Annotated in this window: 17 protein-coding genes, 16 tRNA genes and 3 rRNA genes; 1 reads left to right on the top strand and 35 read right to left on the bottom strand. The window is 43.7% G+C overall.

Annotated features, from left to right (window positions below; translation table 11 throughout):
* Position 1: 1 nt before the first annotated feature.
* From NQZ91_07610 to NQZ91_07595, 4 genes are all read right to left on the bottom strand, one after another.
* Positions 2 to 877 carry an ABC transporter ATP-binding protein gene (locus NQZ91_07610; GenBank protein ID UUM57244.1) on the bottom strand — a complete coding sequence of 292 codons (876 nt, stop codon included), beginning with the start codon at positions 875 to 877 and terminating at the stop codon, positions 2 to 4.
* Positions 878 to 904: 27 nt separating this feature from the next.
* Complete coding sequence (locus tag NQZ91_07605) at positions 905 to 1,639, bottom strand: hypothetical protein (protein ID UUM57243.1); 735 nt, start codon at positions 1,637 to 1,639, stop codon at positions 905 to 907.
* 322 nt (positions 1,640 to 1,961) lie between these two features.
* Positions 1,962 to 3,131, bottom strand: coding sequence for a GHKL domain-containing protein (locus tag NQZ91_07600; protein UUM57242.1), 1,170 nt, complete (start codon positions 3,129 to 3,131; stop codon positions 1,962 to 1,964).
* A gap of 191 nt (positions 3,132 to 3,322) precedes the next feature.
* Positions 3,323 to 4,057, bottom strand: coding sequence for a response regulator transcription factor (locus tag NQZ91_07595; GenBank protein UUM57241.1), 735 nt, complete (start codon positions 4,055 to 4,057; stop codon positions 3,323 to 3,325).
* 101 nt (positions 4,058 to 4,158) lie between these two features.
* Between NQZ91_07595 and NQZ91_07590 the strand changes: the two genes are divergently transcribed.
* Positions 4,159 to 4,500 (top strand): hypothetical protein, encoded by a 342-nt coding sequence (locus NQZ91_07590; GenBank protein ID UUM57240.1) that lies wholly within the window; start codon positions 4,159 to 4,161, stop codon positions 4,498 to 4,500.
* An 11-nt stretch (positions 4,501 to 4,511) separates the two neighbouring features.
* Here NQZ91_07590 and recO read toward each other — a convergent pair whose 3' ends face one another.
* From recO to NQZ91_07435, 31 genes are all read right to left on the bottom strand, one after another.
* Positions 4,512 to 5,276: a DNA repair protein RecO gene (gene recO / locus NQZ91_07585; GenBank protein UUM57239.1), complete on the bottom strand. Its 765-nt coding sequence runs from the start codon at positions 5,274 to 5,276 to the stop codon at positions 4,512 to 4,514.
* Entirely contained in the window at positions 5,263 to 6,441 is a 1,179-nt protein-coding gene (locus tag NQZ91_07580; protein UUM57238.1) for a pyridoxal phosphate-dependent aminotransferase, read from the bottom strand. Before NQZ91_07580 ends, recO begins: the two co-directional genes overlap by 14 nt.
* Positions 6,442 to 6,536: 95 nt before the next feature.
* On the bottom strand, positions 6,537 to 7,502 hold the full coding sequence (locus NQZ91_07575; GenBank protein UUM57237.1) for a ribose-phosphate diphosphokinase: 966 nt from the start codon (positions 7,500 to 7,502) through the stop codon (positions 6,537 to 6,539).
* Between the two features lie 97 nt (positions 7,503 to 7,599).
* A complete protein-coding gene (locus tag NQZ91_07570; GenBank protein ID UUM57236.1) occupies positions 7,600 to 8,853 on the bottom strand; it encodes a CHAP domain-containing protein in 1,254 nt (417 codons plus the stop codon).
* An 84-nt stretch (positions 8,854 to 8,937) separates the two neighbouring features.
* A complete protein-coding gene (locus NQZ91_07565; protein ID UUM57235.1) occupies positions 8,938 to 9,453 on the bottom strand; it encodes a rod shape-determining protein MreD in 516 nt (171 codons plus the stop codon).
* Between the two features lies 1 nt (position 9,454).
* Positions 9,455 to 10,273 carry a rod shape-determining protein MreC gene (gene mreC / locus NQZ91_07560; GenBank protein UUM57234.1) on the bottom strand — a complete coding sequence of 273 codons (819 nt, stop codon included), beginning with the start codon at positions 10,271 to 10,273 and terminating at the stop codon, positions 9,455 to 9,457.
* A gap of 59 nt (positions 10,274 to 10,332) precedes the next feature.
* Positions 10,333 to 10,420, bottom strand: a tRNA-Ser gene (locus NQZ91_07555).
* A gap of 16 nt (positions 10,421 to 10,436) precedes the next feature.
* Positions 10,437 to 10,510, bottom strand: a tRNA-Ile gene (locus NQZ91_07550).
* Positions 10,511 to 10,527: 17 nt separating this feature from the next.
* Positions 10,528 to 10,600 (bottom strand) — tRNA-Phe (locus tag NQZ91_07545).
* Positions 10,601 to 10,603: 3 nt separating this feature from the next.
* A tRNA-Ser gene (locus tag NQZ91_07540) sits at positions 10,604 to 10,693 on the bottom strand.
* A gap of 7 nt (positions 10,694 to 10,700) precedes the next feature.
* Positions 10,701 to 10,774 (bottom strand) — tRNA-Ile (locus tag NQZ91_07535).
* 17 nt (positions 10,775 to 10,791) lie between these two features.
* Positions 10,792 to 10,865: transfer RNA gene (locus NQZ91_07530), tRNA-Met, on the bottom strand.
* 9 nt (positions 10,866 to 10,874) lie between these two features.
* Positions 10,875 to 10,948, bottom strand: a tRNA-Pro gene (locus tag NQZ91_07525).
* A 46-nt stretch (positions 10,949 to 10,994) separates the two neighbouring features.
* A tRNA-Arg gene (locus NQZ91_07520) sits at positions 10,995 to 11,068 on the bottom strand.
* Between the two features lie 17 nt (positions 11,069 to 11,085).
* Positions 11,086 to 11,169 (bottom strand) — tRNA-Leu (locus NQZ91_07515).
* A gap of 7 nt (positions 11,170 to 11,176) precedes the next feature.
* A tRNA-Gly gene (locus tag NQZ91_07510) sits at positions 11,177 to 11,248 on the bottom strand.
* A gap of 15 nt (positions 11,249 to 11,263) precedes the next feature.
* Positions 11,264 to 11,336: transfer RNA gene (locus NQZ91_07505), tRNA-Thr, on the bottom strand.
* 15 nt (positions 11,337 to 11,351) lie between these two features.
* Positions 11,352 to 11,433, bottom strand: a tRNA-Leu gene (locus NQZ91_07500).
* Positions 11,434 to 11,436: 3 nt separating this feature from the next.
* Positions 11,437 to 11,509 (bottom strand) — tRNA-Lys (locus NQZ91_07495).
* Positions 11,510 to 11,574: 65 nt separating this feature from the next.
* Positions 11,575 to 11,647 (bottom strand) — tRNA-Asp (locus tag NQZ91_07490).
* A gap of 113 nt (positions 11,648 to 11,760) precedes the next feature.
* A tRNA-Val gene (locus tag NQZ91_07485) sits at positions 11,761 to 11,833 on the bottom strand.
* A 25-nt stretch (positions 11,834 to 11,858) separates the two neighbouring features.
* Positions 11,859 to 11,974, bottom strand: a 5S ribosomal RNA gene (gene rrf, locus NQZ91_07480).
* A 320-nt stretch (positions 11,975 to 12,294) separates the two neighbouring features.
* Positions 12,295 to 15,197: ribosomal RNA gene (locus NQZ91_07475) — 23S ribosomal RNA — on the bottom strand.
* A 275-nt stretch (positions 15,198 to 15,472) separates the two neighbouring features.
* Positions 15,473 to 15,545, bottom strand: a tRNA-Ala gene (locus tag NQZ91_07470).
* A gap of 83 nt (positions 15,546 to 15,628) precedes the next feature.
* Positions 15,629 to 17,177 (bottom strand): 16S ribosomal RNA (locus NQZ91_07465).
* The 16S, 23S and 5S rRNA genes sit together here with 16 tRNA genes alongside, the layout of an rRNA operon.
* A gap of 322 nt (positions 17,178 to 17,499) precedes the next feature.
* Positions 17,500 to 18,348, bottom strand: a complete 849-nt coding sequence (srtB, locus tag NQZ91_07460; protein ID UUM57233.1) for a class B sortase, LPKTxAVK-specific — start codon at positions 18,346 to 18,348, stop codon at positions 17,500 to 17,502.
* Positions 18,349 to 18,408: 60 nt separating this feature from the next.
* The gene (locus tag NQZ91_07455) at positions 18,409 to 18,999 is read right to left on the bottom strand and encodes a hypothetical protein (GenBank protein UUM57232.1); all 591 of its coding nucleotides are present in this window, start codon (positions 18,997 to 18,999) and stop codon (positions 18,409 to 18,411) included.
* A 49-nt stretch (positions 19,000 to 19,048) separates the two neighbouring features.
* A complete protein-coding gene (locus tag NQZ91_07450) occupies positions 19,049 to 20,071 on the bottom strand; it encodes an IS30 family transposase (protein UUM58837.1) in 1,023 nt (340 codons plus the stop codon).
* A 231-nt stretch (positions 20,072 to 20,302) separates the two neighbouring features.
* Complete coding sequence (locus tag NQZ91_07445) at positions 20,303 to 20,554, bottom strand: hypothetical protein (protein ID UUM57231.1); 252 nt, start codon at positions 20,552 to 20,554, stop codon at positions 20,303 to 20,305.
* 10 nt (positions 20,555 to 20,564) lie between these two features.
* Positions 20,565 to 20,792 (bottom strand): hypothetical protein, encoded by a 228-nt coding sequence (locus tag NQZ91_07440; protein ID UUM57230.1) that lies wholly within the window; start codon positions 20,790 to 20,792, stop codon positions 20,565 to 20,567.
* 10 nt (positions 20,793 to 20,802) lie between these two features.
* Positions 20,803 to 21,717 carry an Rpn family recombination-promoting nuclease/putative transposase gene (locus tag NQZ91_07435; GenBank protein UUM57229.1) on the bottom strand — a complete coding sequence of 305 codons (915 nt, stop codon included), beginning with the start codon at positions 21,715 to 21,717 and terminating at the stop codon, positions 20,803 to 20,805.
* Positions 21,718 to 21,840: the final 123 nt, after the last annotated feature.

Raw genomic sequence — 21,840 nt, 5'->3', positions numbered from 1 at the left:
ACTATTCACCTCGACTAAAAATTTCTTTCAAGTGGTTTTGTTTTACATGAAGCTTGCTGATCAAGTTTTGACTAGCTAGGTAGGCTAAGACAGCATTGAGCTCTCCACTATTTGCCTGAGTGGAAATCTCTAGCACATCCCCATCCAGAGTGATTGCCTCTGTCAGATAGGCTGAGAGAGCTTCCTTATCTGCTCTGCTATTGACCTCTACCAAGACACTCGGAGCTGACTGCCCAGCAAACTCATCTGCCAACTGACCTTTTTCGATATAGACATAACGCTCACAGAGAGCTTCCAACTCGCCAAGCTGGTGACTGGAAATCAGCATAGAGATATTGCGTTCCTGTGACCAAGATTTGAGAATATCAATCAACTGTTGGACACCGACAGGGTCCAAGCCCACGAAAGGCTCATCTAAGATAAGGAAGTCTGGCTCTGCTACCATCGCAATAGCCAGAGCTGTCCGCTGTTTCATACCAAATGAGAACCCTTTTGGTTTACGGTTGCGCGCCTCCCACAAGTCTAAGAGCTTGAGAGTCTTTTCAATATTTGGAAACATCTCTGTTCTACCATGCAAGGTCAGGTAAAACTTCAAATTATCAATAACCGACATTTCTGGATAGAAAACAGGGTCAATCATAATCCCAAAATCCTTGAGCAAGTTATCTGCCGTATGAATATCCACACCATTATAGGTAATGCTTCCTGTTGTCGGCTTGAGGGATTTAGCCATTAGTTTCATCAAGGTCGATTTCCCAGCACCGTTTTTACCGATAAGGCCGACGATTTCACCTTTTTTAATCTCCAAACTCACATCTTTTAATGAGTAAAAGTCATTTCCAGCAAATTGTTTTGATAGGTTCTTGATTGTAAGCATTGTTATTCTCTCTTTCTTAGGTATCTTTTAATATTCAATTTTTTCAAAATTCTTGCGTGCCGAACGATAAGCCAATCCAAAATATAACAGAATCAAACCTAGACTAATGGCAAGAGCAAGTCCAAATGGAAACTGTCCAGCTAGTTTGGTCGCATAGGTCTGTGGGAAAGTATAGCGAAAACCATTTAAAAGTGGAGCGATTTGAGCAAAAAGGTTAAAAAGTACCCCAGTCAAGACAGCCATTATGGTTGTTCGCTTGATAGATACTGCCGCTACCAGACTAAGCAAAATCAGATTTAAGCCAATCATCGTCAGGATATAAAGCCAACTATAGGCAGCTTGATTAGCAGGAAGCCAGTGGAAACCATACTGGGGAGCAATGGTAACAACATAAGTCAGGCTAGCGATAAGAACCGTCCCAAAGAAGTAAATCGTATAGACAGTAAAGAGACTGAGCAACTTGGCATGAAGAATGCTGGATTTCTTGATATCCTTGTAAAGAAACAGGATTCCTGAACCAATCTCATCACGAAAGACCGACGATACGATAAAACCCATGATTAAGGCAGGTAAGACCAACTGGAATTGCAACTCCAAAGCCGACACGATAAAGGAAAGCCAACTACTTGCCACATCTGTGTTGATTTGAGCTCCTATACCAGCCAAGCTAGATACTAGCAAGGGCAAGAAGGCAAATGCTAAAAGAATATTCACATCACGTCTTTTAAAAACGGATTGAAATACTGAAGGAAACAGATTCATAATTTAACTCCTTAGGACTACTACTCAATGAAAATCAAATTCAGGCTAGCTCCAAAGGTTTGGGGAACCTTTGGAGGTTGGAAATAGAGCGAACATCGTTCGTGTCTATATGGCGCAGATAGAACTCTGTTACTTTTCATATTTTCAAGTAACAGGCTGAAAACCTCCACTGGAGCTTTTCAGTCATCAAATCAAGTCAACAACGCCTGATTTTGATTTTCGAAGAGTATTGATTTGTATTACAAGAAGAGTATAAACCAAAAGAGCAATAAAAAATGACCACTCTAATGAATGGTCGTTTATTTGTCATGAACGGTAAATATTATGTTTTAACCGTATGTGGCACATGTAGTTCTTGACGGAATCGAAAAGCCTGACTAGTCGTCACCAGTCTAATAGATGGATAGTGTGACAGGATTTTCTGCACATTGGCCAAACCAATCCCTCGCCCTTCTCCCTTACTGGATTTTCCATAAGAAAAGATAGATTTTGTTTGAAGCCGTTCTTCCACTGTACTATTTTCGATGATAAGGATTTTTTCACCTTGGTCTTCAAAATAGGCCACAAGCAGACTCTCCTCAGCTGACAAACTGGCTGCCTCTATGGCATTGTCTAAAAAGATTGATAAGATGGTCACCATATCCAGCAATTCGATTCCTACTGGAGCGGTGCTGGCTTCTTCTATCTCAACGGTCAGCTGAATCCCTCGACTTTGAGCTTCCATCAGCTTAGCAGATAAAATACTTTTCATCGCAGTATTATCCAGATGAGCTAGATTTCCAATATCATAGGCATCTTGATAAAATTTCTGGTCTGTCCCTACTAAAACCGTTTGATAGATAGCCCTGATTTCACTGACATCTTCCTGCTTGATAGCTTCATTCAGACTGACCAAGATATTGGTATAGTCATGTCGAAAACTCCTGATGTCCTTATACAGGCTTTCCACATGCTGACTGTAGTCTTCCAAAGAAGATAATTGAGCATCCTTGACCTCTTGCAATTCCTCACTTAACTGCTCTTTTAACTTGGCATTAAGGAAAAAGAGACTACCGATAAAGTAAGCAAAGTAAATCTTGATAAAATCTAGGACAACCAGACTATCGCCAATACCAAGCGACACTGAAAAGTCCATTTCACCTACCGACTGCCCCAAAACGAGAAACGTATGTACTACCACAACATAGAAAACCATAGAATAAATCAGATTCCTCAGACTCTTTTTAAACTTCGGATAGACAAAAACTTTCTTCATGTGTTGAACATCCATTCCCATCAGACGGATGAAGACACGATAAAACGGAATAAACATCAAGAGTACCACTACAACAAAGATAAAATCTAACCATTCCAGACTCATCTGCCATAGTTGAAAAGTCGTCCATTTGAGATGATAAATCCCAAAGGTTCGCTGAAATAAATCAACCAAGACAAAAGGTGCCAAACCGTAGAACAATGATTGAGACCAAGTCCAAGACCGTTGAAATATCAAAAGATAGACCAAGAAATAAAAGGGTTCAAGGTAAGGAACACTGTCTGGAAAAAGGAGGAATAATCCCGAGAATAGACCTGAGAAAACAAACAATCGCCACCATTTCAGTTCAAGCTGCGTCAGCTGATTAAACAACCTCAGCTTAATAATCCAGTCAATAAAAGACACTAGAAATACTAAACCAATAGCCATCATTTCCCTACCCTTTCCAGCAAACCTTTCAGTTTCATTCGAGAGACCAAGCAAGATTCCTCCTGTTCAAAATACACCATCCGCTCCACAGCATCCACACGAAGAATATTAGCAGGATTGACCACAAAAGCCCGATGGCTCTGGTACAAACGTCCATCCGTTTTTGCAATATCTGACACCTTGCCATAAAACTCCATATGACCTGACTTGGTTGTCAAGACGACCTTATGAGGTGTTGAAGAGGTTTCAAAATACAAAATATCTGAAAACGGCACCTGAATCTGAGAAAACTCACTCTTGAAGACAAAAGAATCATCACTCACTGTCTGGCTGATATGATCGTAAGCATGTTGGAGAACATCCGCCACCGCTTCCTTGAAAGCTGATTCTTCCAGCCCCTTATCAATAAAATCAAGAGCTGACACACGGTACTTATAGGTCAAAGGCATAAATTCCGAATGTGTCGTCACAAAGACAATTACAGCATGTGGATCACGCGTCCGAATCTCCCGTGCAATCTCCATCCCTTTCTTCTCCTCACCTCTAATCTCAATATCTAGGAAAAAGAGCTGATGATTTCCAGTCTCTGTCACAGCCTCCAATAACTGCTGAGGTTTACCAAACACTTCTAAGGTCTTATAGACAACGTCACTCGTTTTTACAGCTTCCTCAATCGCCTGCTCCAACCTAGCTTGTTGCATAAAATCATCTTCCAAGATAAAAATCCGTAACATCTCATCCCCCATTCATGACAAAATAAAGACTGTTCATGACAGCACCAGCTTATTTTCTCTAAAATATCCTATACTAAGATAAATCAAAGAAAGGAGCCTACATGTTCTATATCCTAAAACCATTCTTCTATCCAAACACGATAGAGAGGATTTTAAACAAACTGGAGCAACCCTTCCAAGTCAAACACAAAAAAGATTTTCCCATCGCCCGTCAAATTAACTACTATTTTATCATAAATATCCCTCAAAACATATTCTGGGATGGAATGAAGGTAGCAAAAACCATTCGCCAGCGAGATGACACTGGACAGCTCATCTTGATTGATGAAGAGCCTGACTACCAAGTCTGCTTCCGTAGTCACCTCTCCTTCCTAGCTGTCCTGACACCACACCAAGTCCAAACAGAATTACCGGAATATCTACAAAACAGCCCTCTCCATTGAGAAGGCTGTTCTTATTCTTCTGACTTCATAATCTGCCCCCAAGACGACAAATCATCGATAAATTTCTTGGACTTCAAGTGAATACCGACATATTCCTCATAGAGCTGGTCGATAAAGAGCCGCAACTTCCGTTTCATGTCCGGCTTGATCGAAATGGTTTCTAAATCATCAAAAGAAATGGCCTGAAATTGGTCCAGCAAGTAGGGCACATTGGGGTCCAGATGAGCCCTTCGTTCATCCTTATGATAATGTTGCGGACAGAGAACGCCACTGTATTGATAGGAATAGTCAAAAGGCAGGCCAACTCGGTGACAAAAAGCACACTCGTGAAAATTAAGCCCAATTCCAAACCGCTCCAGCAGTTGAATTTCAAAAATATTGGTCAAAATCTCATAGTCCAAGCCCGATTCCATCAAATCCAAAGTCTTAACCAAAAAGGCAAAGAGCAGCGCATCATGAACCCTATCTTGCAAGGCAGCATCCGCCAAGGCCATCAAATAAGTTGCGTAGCTGAGCTTGAAAATATCCCCATTGATTTCCTTGAAGAGCTGAACCTGATGAAAATCCTCGATATAGCACAAACCCTCTTCTTTGATTTTGACAATAAAATCCGCATAGGTCAAGGGCTGAATAGCCGCAACCAACTTGGACTTAGAGGCATGTTTCACGAAAAACATCCGCTTGCCAGCCTGTTCCGTAAAAATCTTGACCAACTTGTCATCTTCTCGATAATTGCGATTATAAAGGACTAATCCCCTTGTCTCAATTCGCTCCATTTTCTTCTAAAAACTCTTTTAGACGGACCATGGCTGTTTGGATAGACTCCATGCTGGCTGCATAGGAAATCCGCACATAGCCCTCACCATATTGACCGAAAGCCGCACCCGGAATAAAGGCCACCGCCTTTTTCTGGGCAAATTCCTGTAAGAAGCTAAAGGAATCTTGACTATAGCCCGCAGGAATTTTCGCAAAAATGTAAAAGGCGCCATCTGGCTTGATAATCTTAAAGCCCAACTCCGTCATCTTCTCGATAATATAATCCCGACGCTTGATGTACTCCGCTCGCATCGGTAGAGCATCATCCTTACCATTTTTCAAAGCCTCAACCGCACCGTACTGCATAGCTGTCGATGCCGCTGTCACCAAGTACTGGTGGCTCTTGATAATCTGCGCAATAATAGGCGCCTGACTCATGATTAAACCAATCCGCCATCCCGTCATAGCATGGGATTTGGACAGACCTTGAATGAGAATGGTCTGCTCAGGCAAAAACTCCGCAATCGACGTATGAGGCTGACCTGTGTAGGTCAATTCAGCATAAACCTCATCAGACAAGACAAAGATTGGGTATTTGCGCAAAACATCTGCAAAGGCCGCAATCTGTTCACGTGAATAGGTCACACCAGTCGGATTAGCAGGATAGTTGAGAATGACCGCCTTGAGCTTGTCTCCCTGCTCGATAATGGCTTGTTCCAGCATCTCTGGTGTCAATACAAAATCATTGGCCGTCGTATCAATTTCCACAATATCTGCCCCGACCATATTAACAATCGGCTCATAACCAGGATAAGCTGGCGCAGGCAAGAGCACCGTATCTCCAGCTTCTAAGATAGCCACCAAGCTAGCCGACAAAGCCTCTGTCGCTCCAATAGTTGACAGGATTTCTGTTTCTGGATTGTAGGACAGATTGTACTTTTCAAATACAAATTCCGCTGCCGCCTGACGCAATTCCAAAAGACCTGCCATACCAGTATAATAACTCTTGTTGTCATCAATGGCCGCCTTAGCCGCTTCCTTGACATGGTCTGGCGTCGTAAAATCAGGCTCGCCCAGCGTTAATTTCAAAACTCCAGGAATATGAGAAATCGACTGATCAAACTGACGAATCATAGACACTTCAATTCGATTGAGATTTTTATTAAAACGATCTAATAAATTCATACATTCACCTCAAAAAGATATAGATTTATTATAATACATTTCCAGCAGAATGAACAGAAAAAAAGAAGAGAAGCTTGCGCTCCCCTTTACCATCATTATCTTTTATGTGATTCAAACAGCGGTGACAGCGGACGTTTTTCATGGATACGAATAATCGCTTCCGCCAACAAATGCGCTATAGAAATCTGCTCAATCTTATCAATCAAACGGTCTTGTGGAATCTCAATGGTATCCAAGACAACCAGTTTCTCTATGGCTGACTTACTGATATTATCCATAGCAGGTCCAGACAAGACAGGGTGGGTACAAGATGCATAGACAGCTGTTGCACCAGCTTCGGCCAGAGCATCTGCCGCATGGCAAATTGTTCCTGCCGTATCAATCATATCATCAATCAAGATACAGGTCTTGCCCTTAATATCACCGATGATATTCATAACCTCAGAAGTATTCATCTTATCGACACTACGGCGCTTATCAATAATGGCAATCGGTGTTTTCAAGAATTGGGCCAACTTCCGTGCACGGGTCACACCACCATGGTCTGGAGATACAACCACATAACCATCTCCCATCATGCCACGACGCTCAAAATAATCTGCAATCAAAGGCGCACCCATCAAATGGTCGACCGGAATATCAAAGAAACCTTGAATTTGTGCCGCATGGAGGTCAATGGTCAAGAGACGATTTACACCTGCGGTCTCTAACATATTAGCTACTAGTTTTGACGTAATTGGCTCACGAGAACGAGCCTTACGGTCCTGGCGTGCATAACCATAGTATGGCACCACAACGTTAACTGACTCAGCAGAAGCCCTCTTCAAGGCATCTACCATAATTAAAATCTCCATCAAGTTATCATTTACAGGAGAACTTGTTGATTGAAGGATGTACACATGGCTACCACGAATCGATTCTTCGATATTTACCTGGATTTCACCATCAGAAAATTGACGAACACTTGACTTCCCTAAAGGAATTCCCATTTCTTTTGCTACTTCAGCTGCAAGCTTTTGATTGGATGATAAAGCAAACAACATTAAGTCAGAAAACGCCATGACTGCCTCCTAAAAATTTCTACTTATCTATTTTAAACCTTTTTTCTCCATTTTTCAAATAAAAATAGAACGCCTCCAATAGACGTCCTATGAAATTTTAATTTGGATAAATGTAGCCAGCAATTCCTGAGGAGCTAGCATTAAACCAGCCACGGAAATTACTTACATAACGATTACCGTTAAAGTTTGATTCCATTACCTGAATTTCAGATCCATTTACAGCTGTTACTACTGCAACGTGACCATAGTAAGAATTGGTCCATACTGCAACTGCGCCAACTTGTGGTGTCGAACCAGTTCTGAAACCAGCTGCCGCTGCAGAACCAAGCCATTGACCACCATTACCCCAGTAGTTTCCTACCCAAGGAGCAATCTGTTTAACACCCCATGTACATTCACCAACAGGATAAGTATTACCTGCAGAGTAAGTAACAACTGGTGTGGCAACCGTTGTCGCTTCAGCAGCCGGTGTAGCTGCCGCAACTGCTGGAGCAGGAGCCGGTGTAGCTTCCTGTGCTTGAGCTGGCGTCTCTGCCGCAGGAGTTGCAGGAGCTGGTGTAGCAGCTGCAACAGTATTAGAAATAACTGGCGCTACAGCCTGTCTTTGTTTAGCCGCAAGCTCAGCTTGACGAGCCTGATAAGCTGCTTGCTCTTCAGCCGCCTTACGCGCTGCTTCTTCAGCAGCTGCTTTTTGAGCAAGCAAAGATGCTTTTTCATTTTCAGCAGTTGCTTTTTCAGCAGCCAAGTTCAATTGAGCTGCTTTCAAAGATGCTTCTTGTGTTTTCAACTCAACCGCTGCATCTTCTAATTTTTGCTTGTTAGCATATACAACGTTAATCGCTTCTTGGTTAGCAATTTGTTTTTCTTCAATAGCTTCTTTATCTAATTTTTGTTGTTCCAACATACGTTTGTTTGCCGAAACAATTTCACGCATAGCGTTAACACGAGATACTGCATCAACGAGCGATTTTGAATCCAATACAGTATTGATATAGCTAGTTGCAGAACCATTTACTTGAGCACTACGAGCTTGCTCTTTTAAGACACCATCACGTGAAACAATATCCGCAGACAGACGCTCAATTTCAGCGCTCAATTGAGCAGATTCTTCTTCTAACCGTTCATTTTCTGCATTCAATGCATCCTGTTCTGCATAGATGGCATTGACTTTTCCTTGAAGTGCTTCAACCTCTGCTTGTGCTGAAGCTTGTTGAGCTGCAATCGAATTTATTTTCTCATCTTGAGCGGCAATTTTACTATCAGTATCATTTGCACTGATTGTCGCTACATTACCTACTTGAGAAAGAACGATCGTGCTCAAAAATAGTGTAGCAATTACTTGTTTCTTCATATTGCAAGATACTCCTCTATACTTTCTGACTTCTATTATTCTATCACAAAAAATGCGCCCTAATATTACGCGTTTATTACACTTTTATGTCTTAACTGTGATGGAAAAAAATCGGCCTAGCCATGGATAAATAAATATAAAAATCAGAGTATTGATAATCAGAGTTGGAAGTAAATGATAGAAGAGAAAAATGAAAATAGACAGATGAGATAAGCTAAACACTCGTGCCAAAAGAAAGCCAATCATTTCAAAAAAGAAAATCATGACAAACTGCATCATAAGCAAGGTCCCAAATTTCCAAGATAACTTATCACTAAAATAATAAACGAAATACAAGAGAACTGGGAATAATACCGTAGCTACACCAATAAGATCTAAGTAATAAATATCAAAAAGAAAACCTAAAATAGCCACTGGAAGAACTGTCTGAGAAAAACGACATTGCAAACTAACATACAAGGCATAGAAAAAAAGAAGATAGGAACTCGCTGACAAAAATCCCGGTAAAAAATTTGTATACAAGAGGGCTAGTTGCCCATCCAATAGAAAAATAAGCACAGATAAACTTAGGAGTAGAATAGGAAACCATTTATTTCTCATATTATTTACCAACCATTAACACCGAATATAGATTGGAAAAATCAGCCGCAGGTGAGACAAATACAGATTTTTCACTGCTACTTGCATTTTCCTGCACAGACTGAACCTTCCCCACTGGCAGATTTGCCGGCACAGTTCCACCAAAATCGCTCGTCACAACCTGACTCCCTACCTTTATCTCCCTTTCTTCATTCAACTGCGAAATGATAAAGCTATTTGATTCAACATCATAACCAGATAGAATACCATAAACCGAGTCAGATCCCAGAATAATCTTGACGGGCACTTTTAACTCAAAAGAGTCATTCGTAAACAAGGAAACTACTGAACTAGTCGACGTCATATCTGAAACAAAACCAATCAAACCATTATTTGACAATACCAAACTGTTTAAGGTTATTCCATCATTTTCCCCCATATCGACCGTTAGGGTCTGGTTCCAAGCCATTGGCGAACGAGAAACAACCATAGCAGCTGTAAAATCTAAGCTAGAATACTCCTCCTTCATAGCAAGATTCTTTCTCAAGTTTTCGTTTTCTTTCACCAAACTTTCATTCTGTGATTGAACATTCCCAAGTGTCATAATTGAAGATTTAAGGTCACTATTTTCATGGTAACTGGCAAATAAGTCTTCTACAATATTCTTCTGTCGCGCTAAGGATTGAAAAGGCCAACCAACAAACCGATGAACAGTTGAAAGTCCATTAGTAACGACTGAAAATCCATTAATTATATTGACCCTCGTCGAAAGAAAAAGCAAAGAAAACGATATAATTACAACTGAAAGAGCGTATAAGAGATAGCGAAAAAATTTATTCATGACTGTTCACCCAATTTGTGTAAAATAAAAAGAGATTATCTAACGATATCTCTTTACTACGGAGAATAAGGGATTCGAACCCTTGCGCCAGTTACCCGACCTAACGATTTAGCAAACCGTCCTCTTCAGCCTCTTGAGTAATTCTCCTTAATAACGAATGAAATGGGCACGAGTGGAATCGAACCACCGACCTCACGCTTATCAGGCGTGCGCTCTAACCATCTGAGCTACGCGCCCAAGATGATCTTGGGTAATGGCGCGAGACGGAATCGAACCGCCGACACATGGAGCTTCAATCCATTGCTCTACCAACTGAGCTACCGAGCCAAAAGGAGGATGTGGGATTCGAACCCACGCACGCTTTTACACGCCTGACGGTTTTCAAGACCGTTCCCTTCAGCCGGACTTGGGTAATCCTCCATGAATATGGACCTTGTAGGACTTGAACCTACGACCGCTCGGTTATGAGCCGAGAGCTCTAACCAGCTGAGCTAAAGGTCCAGCAAACAAGATAAAAATAGCGGCGAAGGGGATCGAACCCCCGACCTCCCGGGTATGAACCGGACGCTCTAGCCAGCTGAGCTACACCGCCAAAATAACATCGGGAAGACAGGATTCGAACCTGCGACACCTTGGTCCCAAACCAAGTACTCTACCAAGCTGAGCTACTTCCCGTTATCACTAAAAATAAAGCTCCCCTAATGAAGCATTAAGCGAGTCATGCACCCTAGAGGATTCGAACCTCTAACCGCCTGATTCGTAGTCAGGTACTCTATCCAGTTGAGCTAAGGGTGCTTCCTATAATACGTCCATGCCGAGGACCGGAATCGAACCGGTACGATGTTGCCATCGCAGGATTTTAAGTCCTGTGCGTCTGCCTGTTCCGCCACCCCGGCCTCTCAAAGCGAACGACGGGATTCGAACCCGCGACCCCCACCTTGGCAAGGTGGTGTTCTACCACTGAACTACGTTCGCAACCTATTCAGTTAATGCCGGCTACATGACTTGAACACGCGACCCTCTGATTACAAATCAGATGCTCTACCAACTGAGCTAAGCCGGCTTACTATTATCCTTATGCGGGTTAAGGGACTTGAACCCCCACGCCCGAAAGCGCCAGATCCTAAATCTGGTGCGTCTGCCAATTCCGCCAAACCCGCATATGACTCGTGCTGGGCTCGAACCAGCGACCCATTGATTAAAAGTCAATTGCTCTACCAACTGAGCTAACGAGTCGAAAATATGATGCAAACTCTGTTTGCTCTATTTCCAACTTCAAATAGTCTCCCAGACTATTTGAACGGTCCCGACGGGAATCGAACCCGCGATCTTCGCCGTGACAGGGCGACGTGATAACCGCTACACTACGGGACCTATCTGTACTCAAGCTAAAATCCTAGTGAAAAAGATAAACTTCCTAGAGCCATTGACTCTGCGTCAGTTTCCTATTTTCAGACGGATTTCTTAACGCTTTTAGTAACATGATATGGGAGTTAACGGGATCGAACCGCTGACCCTCTGCTTGTAAGGCAGATGCTCTCCCAGCTGAGCTAAACTCCCAAATGGAATCATCTGATTCCTATGCGCTAAGCGACTACCGTATCTAACAGGGGGCAACCCCCAACTACTTCAGGCGTTCTAGGGCTTAACTGCTGTGTTCGGCATGGGAACAGGTGTATCTCCTAGGCTATCGTCACTTAACTTCTGTTGAATGGAATTGTACTCGGACTAAAATCCTAGTGAAAAAGATAAACTTCCTAGAGTCTACAGACTCTGCGTCAGTTTCCTATTTTCTTACGGATTTTGTAACGCCCTCGTTACTTCACTTTATCCACTCAAAATTGAATATCTATATTCTAACAAGAAACAACCACGCTGTCAATATTGACTTCGTTGAATTTTACTGTAATTGTATTCGAACTAAAAAGCTAGTGATTTAGATAAATCGCCTTGAAGTCTAACTGACTTCCGCGTTGATTTCCTAAAATCATACGCTTTTCTTAACGTTCTCATTACTTACTTTGGATAAGTCCTCGAGCGATTAGTATTGGTCCGCTACATGTGTCGCCACACTTCCACTTCCAACCTATCTACCTGATCTTCTCTCAGGGCTCTTACTGACATAAAGTCATGGGAAATCTCATCTTGAGGTGGGTTTCACACTTAGATGCTTTCAGCGTTTATCCCTTCCCTACATAGCTACCCAGCGATGCCTTTGGCAAGACAACTGGTACACCAGCGGTAAGTCCACTCTGGTCCTCTCGTACTAGGAGCAGATCCTCTCAAATTTCCTACGCCCGCGACGGATAGGGACCGAACTGTCTCACGACGTTCTGAACCCAGCTCGCGTGCCGCTTTAATGGGCGAACAGCCCAACCCTTGGGACCGACTACAGCCCCAGGATGCGACGAGCCGACATCGAGGTGCCAAACCTCCCCGTCGATGTGAACTCTTGGGGGAGATAAGCCTGTTATCCCCAGGGTAGCTTTTATCCGTTGAGCGATGGCCCTTCCATACGGAACCACCGGATCACTAAGCCCGACTTTCGTCCCTGCTCGAGTTGTAGCTCTCGCAGTCAAGCTCCCTTATACCTTTACACTCTGCGATTGATTTCCAACCAATCTGAGGGAACCTTTGGGCGCCTCCGTTACCTTTTAGGAGGCGACCGCCCCAGTCAAACTGCCCGTCAGACACTGTCTCCGATAGGGATAACCTATCCGGGTTAGAGTAGCCATAACACAAGGGTAGTATCCCAACAGCGCCTCCTCCGAAACTGGCGTTCCGGAATCATCGGCTCCTACCTATCCTGTACATGTGGTACAGATACTCAATATCAAACTGCAGTAAAGCTCCATGGGGTCTTTCCGTCCTGTCGCGGGTAACCTGCATCTTCACAGGTACTAAAATTTCACCGAGTCTCTCGTTGAGACAGTGCCCAAATCATTACGCCTTTCGTGCGGGTCGGAACTTACCCGACAAGGAATTTCGCTACCTTAGGACCGTTATAGTTACGGCCGCCGTTTACTGGGGCTTCAATTCAGATCTTCGCTTGCGCTAAACCCTCCTCTTAACCTTCCAGCACCGGGCAGGCGTCACCCCCTATACATCATCTTACGATTTAGCAGAGAGCTGTGTTTTTGATAAACAGTTGCTTGGGCCTATTCACTGCGGCTGCCTTTAAGACAGCACCCCTTCTCCCGAAGTTACGGGGTCATTTTGCCGAGTTCCTTAACGAGAGTTCTCTCGCTCACCTGAGGCTACTCGCCTCGACTACCTGTGTCGGTTTGCGGTACGGGTAGAGTATGATACAACGCTAGAAGATTTTCTCGGCAGTGTGACGTCACTAACTTCGCTACTAAACTTCGCTCCCCATCACAGCTCAATGTTACAGATACAAGCATTTGACTCATATCACACCTCACTGCTTAGACCGGCACTTCCAATCGCCGGCTTTAGTTAGCCTACTGCGTCCCTCCATCACTTCATACTCTAGTACAGGAATATCAACCTGTTGTCCATCGGATACACCTTTCGGTCTCTCCTTAGGTCCCGACTAACCCAGGGCGGACGAGCCTTCCCCTGGAAACCTTAGTCTTACGGTGGATGGGATTCTCACCCATCTTGCGCTACTCATACCGGCATTCTCACTTCTATACGCTCCAGCGCTCCTCACGGTACACCTTCATCGCCTATAGAACGCTCTCCTACCATACCACATTGTGGTATCCACAGCTTCGGTAATATGTTTTAGCCCCGGTACATTTTCGGCGCAGGGTCACTCGACTAGTGAGCTATTACGCACTCTTTGAATGAATAGCTGCTTCTAAGCTAACATCCTAGTTGTCTGTGCAACCCCACATCCTTTTCCACTTAACATATATTTTGGGACCTTAGCTGGTGGTCTGGGCTGTTTCCCTTTCGACTACGGATCTTAGCACTCGCAGTCTGACTGCCGACCATAAATCATTGGCATTCGGAGTTTATCTGAAATCAGTAAACCGAGATGGCCCCCTCATCCAAACAGTGCTCTACCTCCAAGATTCTTAATGTCGACGCTAGCCCTAAAGCTATTTCGGAGAGAACCAGCTATCTCCAAGTTCGTTTGGAATTTCTCCGCTACCCACAAGTCATCCAAGCACTTTTCAACGTGCCCTGGTTCGGTCCTCCAGTGCGTCTTACCGCACCTTCAACCTGCTCATGGGTAGGTCACATGGTTTCGGGTCTACGTCATAATACTAATGCGCCCTATTAAGACTCGGTTTCCCTACGGCTCCGTCTCTTCAACTTAACCTCGCATCATAACGTAACTCGCCGGTTCATTCTACAAAAGGCACGCTCTCACCCATTAACGGGCTCGAACTTGTTGTAGGCACACGGTTTCAGGTTCTATTTCACTCCCCTTCCGGGGTGCTTTTCACCTTTCCCTCACGGTACTGGTTCACTATCGGTCACTAGAGAGTATTTAGGGTTGGGAGATGGTCCTCCCAGATTCCGACGAGATTTCGCGTGTCTCGCCGTACTCAGGATACTGCTAGGTATAAAGACTATTTCGACTACGAGGCTGTTACTCTCTTTGGCGACCCTTCCCAGAATCTTCGTCTATACTCTTTAAGTCCACATTGCAGTCCTACAACCCCGAAGAGTAAACTCTTCGGTTTGCCCTTCTGCCGTTTCGCTCGCCGCTACTAAGGCAATCGCTTTTGCTTTCTCTTCCTGCAGCTACTTAGATGTTTCAGTTCACTGCGTCTTCCTTCTACTAGTCTTAACAACTAGTGATGACAGGCATCAACCTGCCGGGTTCCCCCATTCGGACATCTCTGGATCTACGCTCACTTACAGCTCCCCAAAGCATTTCGTCGTTTGTCACGTCCTTCATCGGCTTCTAGTGCCAAGGCATCCACCGTGCGCCCTTATTAACTTAACCTTATTAACCTAATTTTTTCAAAAATTAGAAATTGTACTCAGACTAGAAAACTAGTGATTTAGATAAATCCTCTTGTAGTCCTAAGACTACTGCGATGATTTCCTAAAATCATACGTTTTCTTTAACGTCTTCGTAACTTAATTAAACTCATTAAATATTCACAGCGTTTTCGGTTTATTTTCTTGTTACTATTTCTATATGTACTTTCATACATAAAGGAATGTTTGATAGATATTCAATTTTCAATGGACAAGTTTAACAACTTCCGTTGTTAATGGAGCCTAGCGGGATCGAACCGCTGACCTCCTGCGTGCAAAGCAGGCGCTCTCCCAGCTGAGCTAAGGCCCCGTACACCTTATGTGTCTTGGGTAGGTTTTTAACAAAACCTCTCAAAATTAAAGAAGACTAACGTACAGGTTCCTTATCCTTAGAAAGGAGGTGATCCAGCCGCACCTTCCGATACGGCTACCTTGTTACGACTTCACCCCAATCATCTATCCCACCTTAGGCGGCTGGCTCCTAAAAGGTTACCTCACCGACTTCGGGTGTTACAAACTCTCGTGGTGTGACGGGCGGTGTGTACAAGGCCCGGGAACGTATTCACCGCGGCGTGCTGATCCGCGATTACTAGCGATTCCGACTTCATGTAGGCGAGTTGCAGCCTACAATCCGAACTGAGACTGGCTTTAAGAGATTAGCTTGCCGTCACCGACTTGCGACTCGTTGTACCAGCCATTGTAGCACGTGTGTAGCCCAGGTCATAAGGGGCATGATGATTTGACGTCATCCCCACCTTCCTCCGGTTTATTACCGGCAGTCTCGCTAGAGTGCCCAACTAAATGATGGCAACTAACAATAGGGGTTGCGCTCGTTGCGGGACTTAACCCAACATCTCACGACACGAGCTGACGACAACCATGCACCACCTGTCACCTCTGCTCCGAAGAGAAACCCTATCTCTAGGGCGGTCAGAGGGATGTCAAGACCTGGTAAGGTTCTTCGCGTTGCTTCGAATTAAACCACATGCTCCACCGCTTGTGCGGGCCCCCGTCAATTCCTTTGAGTTTCAACCTTGCGGTCGTACTCCCCAGGCGGAGTGCTTAATGCGTTAGCTGCGGCACTGAGTCCCGGAAAGGACCCAACACCTAGCACTCATCGTTTACGGCGTGGACTACCAGGGTATCTAATCCTGTTCGCTCCCCACGCTTTCGAGCCTCAGCGTCAGTTACAGACCAGAGAGCCGCTTTCGCCACCGGTGTTCCTCCATATATCTACGCATTTCACCGCTACACATGGAATTCCACTCTCCCCTTCTGCACTCAAGTTTGACAGTTTCCAAAGCGTACTATGGTTAAGCCACAGCCTTTTACTTCAGACTTATCAAACCGCCTGCGCTCGCTTTACGCCCAATAAATCCGGACAACGCTCGGGACCTACGTATTACCGCGGCTGCTGGCACGTAGTTAGCCGTCCCTTTCTGGTAAGATACCGTCACTGTGTGAACTTTCCACTCTCACACACGTTCTTCTCTTACAACAGAGCTTTACGATCCGAAAACCTTCTTCACTCACGCGGCGTTGCTCGGTCAGGGTTGCCCCCATTGCCGAAGATTCCCTACTGCTGCCTCCCGTAGGAGTCTGGGCCGTGTCTCAGTCCCAGTGTGGCCGATCACCCTCTCAGGTCGGCTATGTATCGTCGCCTTGGTGGGCCTTTACCCCACCAACTAGCTAATACAACGCAGGTCCATCTCATAGTGAAGCAGTTGCTCCTTTCAAGCATCTACCATGCGGTAAATACTGTTATGCGGTATTAGCTATCGTTTCCAATAGTTATCCCCCGCTATGAGGCAGGTTACCTACGCGTTACTCACCCGTTCGCAACTCATCCAGAAGAAGCAAGCTTCCTCCTTCAGCGTTCTACTTGCATGTATTAGGCACGCCGCCAGCGTTCGTCCTGAGCCAGGATCAAACTCTCATTAAAATTAGTTTGTCCGACTAAGCACTCTGGCTTATCCGTTTATTGTTTTTTTGTCATTGACGATTTATATTGCTATAAATCACCCTGCACGTTTGGTTCGTCTTCTTTAATTTTCAAAGGTCTTGTCGTCGCTTGCGACAACTATATCAGTATATCACATCCCTGATTTCCTGTCAACTACTTTTTGAAACTTTTTTTCGTTTCTGCTTCGCCAACAGTCCCTCGCGAGACAACTTCATTATTCTATCATCTATTACTAATACTGTCAATAACTTTTTAAAAATTTTTTTGAAAAAATAAGCCGGTCATGTGACCAGCTTAGTAATTAGCGTGTTGGAACGTAATTTAGTTCATCTTTATGTTCTGCAAGGAAGTCTCCGAGCTCTGACTCAGGGATTTCGCGGAGGTAGAGGTTGGCACGAATGGTTACGTCATCTTCACGACAAGTTGAGAGAACCAGGTAGTTGTCTGATGCTTTAATCTCAATATTATCATTTTTTGCTACTGCACCTTCACGAACTGCCGTCAACTGCTCTTCGAACTGTTGGTCGCTATCGAAACTTGTGCGATAGAAGGCTGTCGACTCATGAACAATAATCATGAAAGCGGCCTGATAGTAATGAACTTTTTCCGGAGTACGGACGACAACATAGGGATGGGCATCAAAGTAGGCCTGATCATCGTAGAAGTTGACATCGTTAAACATACGGCTATCTGGTACTTGAGAGCCACGAGCGTGACCAAAGAGCCAGGTCAACTTGTCACTAAAGTCTGTTTTGTTGTCCATATCCATGAAGACAGTGCCCATATATGGATCTTGCCCAGAACCATCAAACAGTTTTGATAGATAGGTCTCGTTATCACCACTATAGACAACTGGCTCATCGAGATTTGTCCCCGGAGCATAAACGTAACCAATGGTATCTGGGTTGACTCCTTTCAGACCATCGAACTGCTCTTTTAGTGCTGCCTTTTCTTCCTCTGAAATCTGGTAGGTAGCTGCAGTAGACGATGATGTCGCCTGCTGACTTGAGTTCGGCTGGCTGTTTACTGATGAGGTAGTATTATTGCCACCTTGAAAAAAGAAAAATGCTGAAATAGCAATTCCTGCAACTGCCAATAGGCCTAGGAGGGCAGGAAGTAGTTTATTTGTTTTTTTTCTTGAATTTCTCATGTTTCACCTTAAAAAATAAAGTTGCCCTGAGGCAACTTTATATATGATAGCTTAAGCTAATTATTTAGCTGCGCTTGTTTTTGGAAGTGTTTTAGTACCAGTTGCTGTTTTAGCTGCTGCTACAGGTTTAGCTGCTGGCTTCACTTCTTTATCGGTTACAGAATTACCATAAACATAACCTTTGCCGTTTTCGTCAATTCCACCTTTCAAGTTGGTACCTTGTGCAGTTGGAGCTGTTGCTGGTTTGGCGATGATAGTCGCTTCTCCGTTCGCATCTTTTAGAACATCGTAAATCAAATCAGATGTTTGTGACGGTGCGGTCACAGATTCTCCTTTTTGAGTGATTTCAACTGTTCCATCTGCTAGGAATTTATCAATATCTAATGTAGGTTTTTCAGGCGCATAAACACCTCCAAGAGCAGCATGATTCTCTGTATCTACAGTAGTTCCATTTTCAAGAGCAAATGCTGGTGCTGCTGCAACCAATGCTGCAACTGTAGCCAAAGTTACGAATGTTTTTTTCATGATAAAAAACTCCTTTTGTTTTTCTTTTATTTTATTACTGCCTCTGCAGATACCTATATTATAAGATGTTTTTTTATCTATGTCAAGAGTTTTTTTAAAAAAATTTAAGGATTTTTTAAAACGCACATTGTCAAGTCAAGTGCAACAAGTTCATTGGTAACTAGAGTTCCAGAGGTTAAGCTGTCTGGGCTAGCCCAAACAGAAATTTCGAGGATTGGTATTGAAGAAGTCGTCTGGGGCGCTCATTGATGGCAGTGATATAACTTTCTAGTTCTTCAGAGGTTAGTGAATTAAGTGAGACTCCTTTAGGGACATATTCTCTGAGGAGACCATTGAAGTTCTCGTTTGTGCCTCTCTCATGTGAAGAATAAGGATGTGCAAAGTAAACATCAACGGCTTCCAAGTCTGAGAGTAAACTAAACTCCGCACCATTATCTGCTGTGATGGATGCAATAGGATACAGACTGGTGAGATGCCTTACAGCACTATTAATGGTGTGGGACTGTTTGTCTTCTAGCTTAACGCCCAGTGCATAGCGAGTCTGGCGCTCTACCAAGGTCAAAATAACTGCTTCACCTTTGGTTTTCTTGCCAAGAACTAAATCAATCTCCCAATGCCCAAATTCAGAACGGTCATTGATACACTCTGGACGCTCTTCGATAGACTTACCTAAAGTCTTCCGATTCGTCTTCGTGACTTTCTTAGAACGTTTTCTGATACAAACCATCTTAGGCAAATCGATTGGTTTAATAGCTAACAGCCCCTCTTTGATATAACGATAAATCGTTTTGGTAGAGGGGACGACTTCTTCAGGATGGCTTGCTTTATAAGTCTGAACAAAACTATCTACGCTATGGAGACGGACGTTAGCTTTCAAGGCATCTCCTAATTGTTCAATGAACCTAGCGGAGCAGTCATTCAACTTGAGATAAGAACAATTTCGGCGATTAGTTTCATAGACACGTTGTCCACTATCAGCGAAATAGGCGCTGTAATAAGTTCGTTTCCCATTTTTATCCTGTACCTGATTTACTGAACCACGTTTGATTTCTCGGCAGATTGTAGACCGGTGACGACCCATAAGCCGAGCGATTTCAATTGGTTTCTTTCCCATTTTAAGATAAGCAGCAATTTCACCACGTTCTGTGGCTGAGAGATGAGAATAGGATGAGTTTCTGGTAGAATGAGTGTTGGACATGTTCATCTGCTTTCTATACTGAGTTGGGGAATTCTAGTATATCAGACGAACATGTCTTTTTGTTGCACTTCATTTTACAACGCGGGGAATATTTTTAGAAAGTTATTTGTGATTATTTGATATGGATGGATAGGGTGTAACTATGACAACTATATTGAGTGATTTACCTTACTAAAAAGAAAGACTGTTTTCTTATCTTAAATTATCTTTTGGCTTTATAGTTGTTCTTGATTAAGCTCCGGTTTCTGATTGACTGCGGAGCTGGGCGATGGTTGTGAGGGGGAGTGCTGTCAATTCTGCTATATCTTCGTCTGACATGTGCTTAGTAAGCATATTGCGTGCTATCGAATAGCTGGCTTGAAGTTGACCTTCCTCTCTGCCTTCTTCGCGACCTTCTTCGCGACCTTCTTCACGACCTTCTTCTCTTGCCCAGTAGATTCTACTATGATTAACTTCTAGAATGTCTAATTCGTCATTGAACATGGCTTGTTCCTCAACTATTGGTTAGTAGCTCGCCTTGGAGCTCGTGAATTTGGGACAGGGAAAGACCCGTACTTTGGGCAATGAGCTCTGGAGATAGGTTGGCTGACAATAAATTGCGTGCTATCGAATAGCTGGCTTGAAGTTGACCTTCTTCACGACCTTCTTCGCGACCTTCTTCTCTTGCCCAGTAGATTCTACTATGATTAACTTCTAGAATGTCTAATTCGTCATTGAACATGGCTTGTTCCTCAACTATTGGTTAGTAGCTCGCCTTGGAGATCGTGAATTTGGGACAGGGAAAGACCCGTACTTTGCGCAATGAGCTCTGGGGATAGATTGGCTGACAATAAATTGCGTGCTATCGAGTAGCTGGCTTGTTGTTGTCCTTCTTCACGACCTTCTGCTCTGCCTTCTTCTCTACCTTCTTCTCTTGCCCAGTAGATTCTACTATAATTAACTTCTAGAATGTCTAATTCGTCATTGAACATGGCTTGTTCCTCCTTACTCCAGCTGGCGAAGTCTAGGGCATGCTCGGCTTGGTGGATGATTTTATCTAGAGGAGCTGTAAATTCTCGGTTCCCAAAAAATTCAAACCATTTCTTAAGCTGGTTTTTATCGAAAGTTTCGGGCTGGTATTTGTCCAACTCTAGAAAAGCCATTTTGAGCAAGCTGTGGTCCTTGGGACTATCCTTTAGCTTGATGGTTAGTTCTTGATTAGTGGTTTCTTCTCGAATGGAGAAGATATGAAAGGCCTTATCGTCTGGGAAATAATTTTTCTCCAAAAGGGCGATACCGTAGACCGGATAAAGCCGTTCATGGATCAAATGTGTCTCCTGAAATTCCTTGCGGATATTTTCAAAATTATCATGCACCTGGCTACAAATATAGGTCCATAGCCGATTCACAAAGGACCGTTGCTTGACAATCTGGATTTCAATGATGACTTGCGTGCCGTCATCCAGCTCAACCAAGATATCTGTGACGGTATAAAATCCTCTCGGCAGTCCGTCCTGTGGTAGGCGAATCTGGTGACCGTCTAGTAATTCTACGGATTTGACAGGTAGGTCTAATATATCTGCTATAAAGTGCTTGGTAACTTCCTTATTTTGGAAGATTTTTTTTGCTACGGTGTCGTAGGTGGGTTTGAGTCTGGTATGTCGCATAGGTTTTCTCCTGTAAGTATAGAATTCCTTGAACATTCCAAACTATTTTCTACTTATATTTTAGCAGTTTTCATAAAAAAGTTCAAGGTTGATAATGTGGGACATGGTCCTCTATCTTATTTA

It is taken from the genome of Streptococcus suis (assembly GCA_024583055.1).
In the GTDB taxonomy this organism is placed as follows: domain Bacteria; phylum Bacillota; class Bacilli; order Lactobacillales; family Streptococcaceae; genus Streptococcus; species Streptococcus suis_V.
Note: the sequence above shows the minus strand (reverse complement) of the source record. Positions and strands in the feature narration are given on the sequence as shown.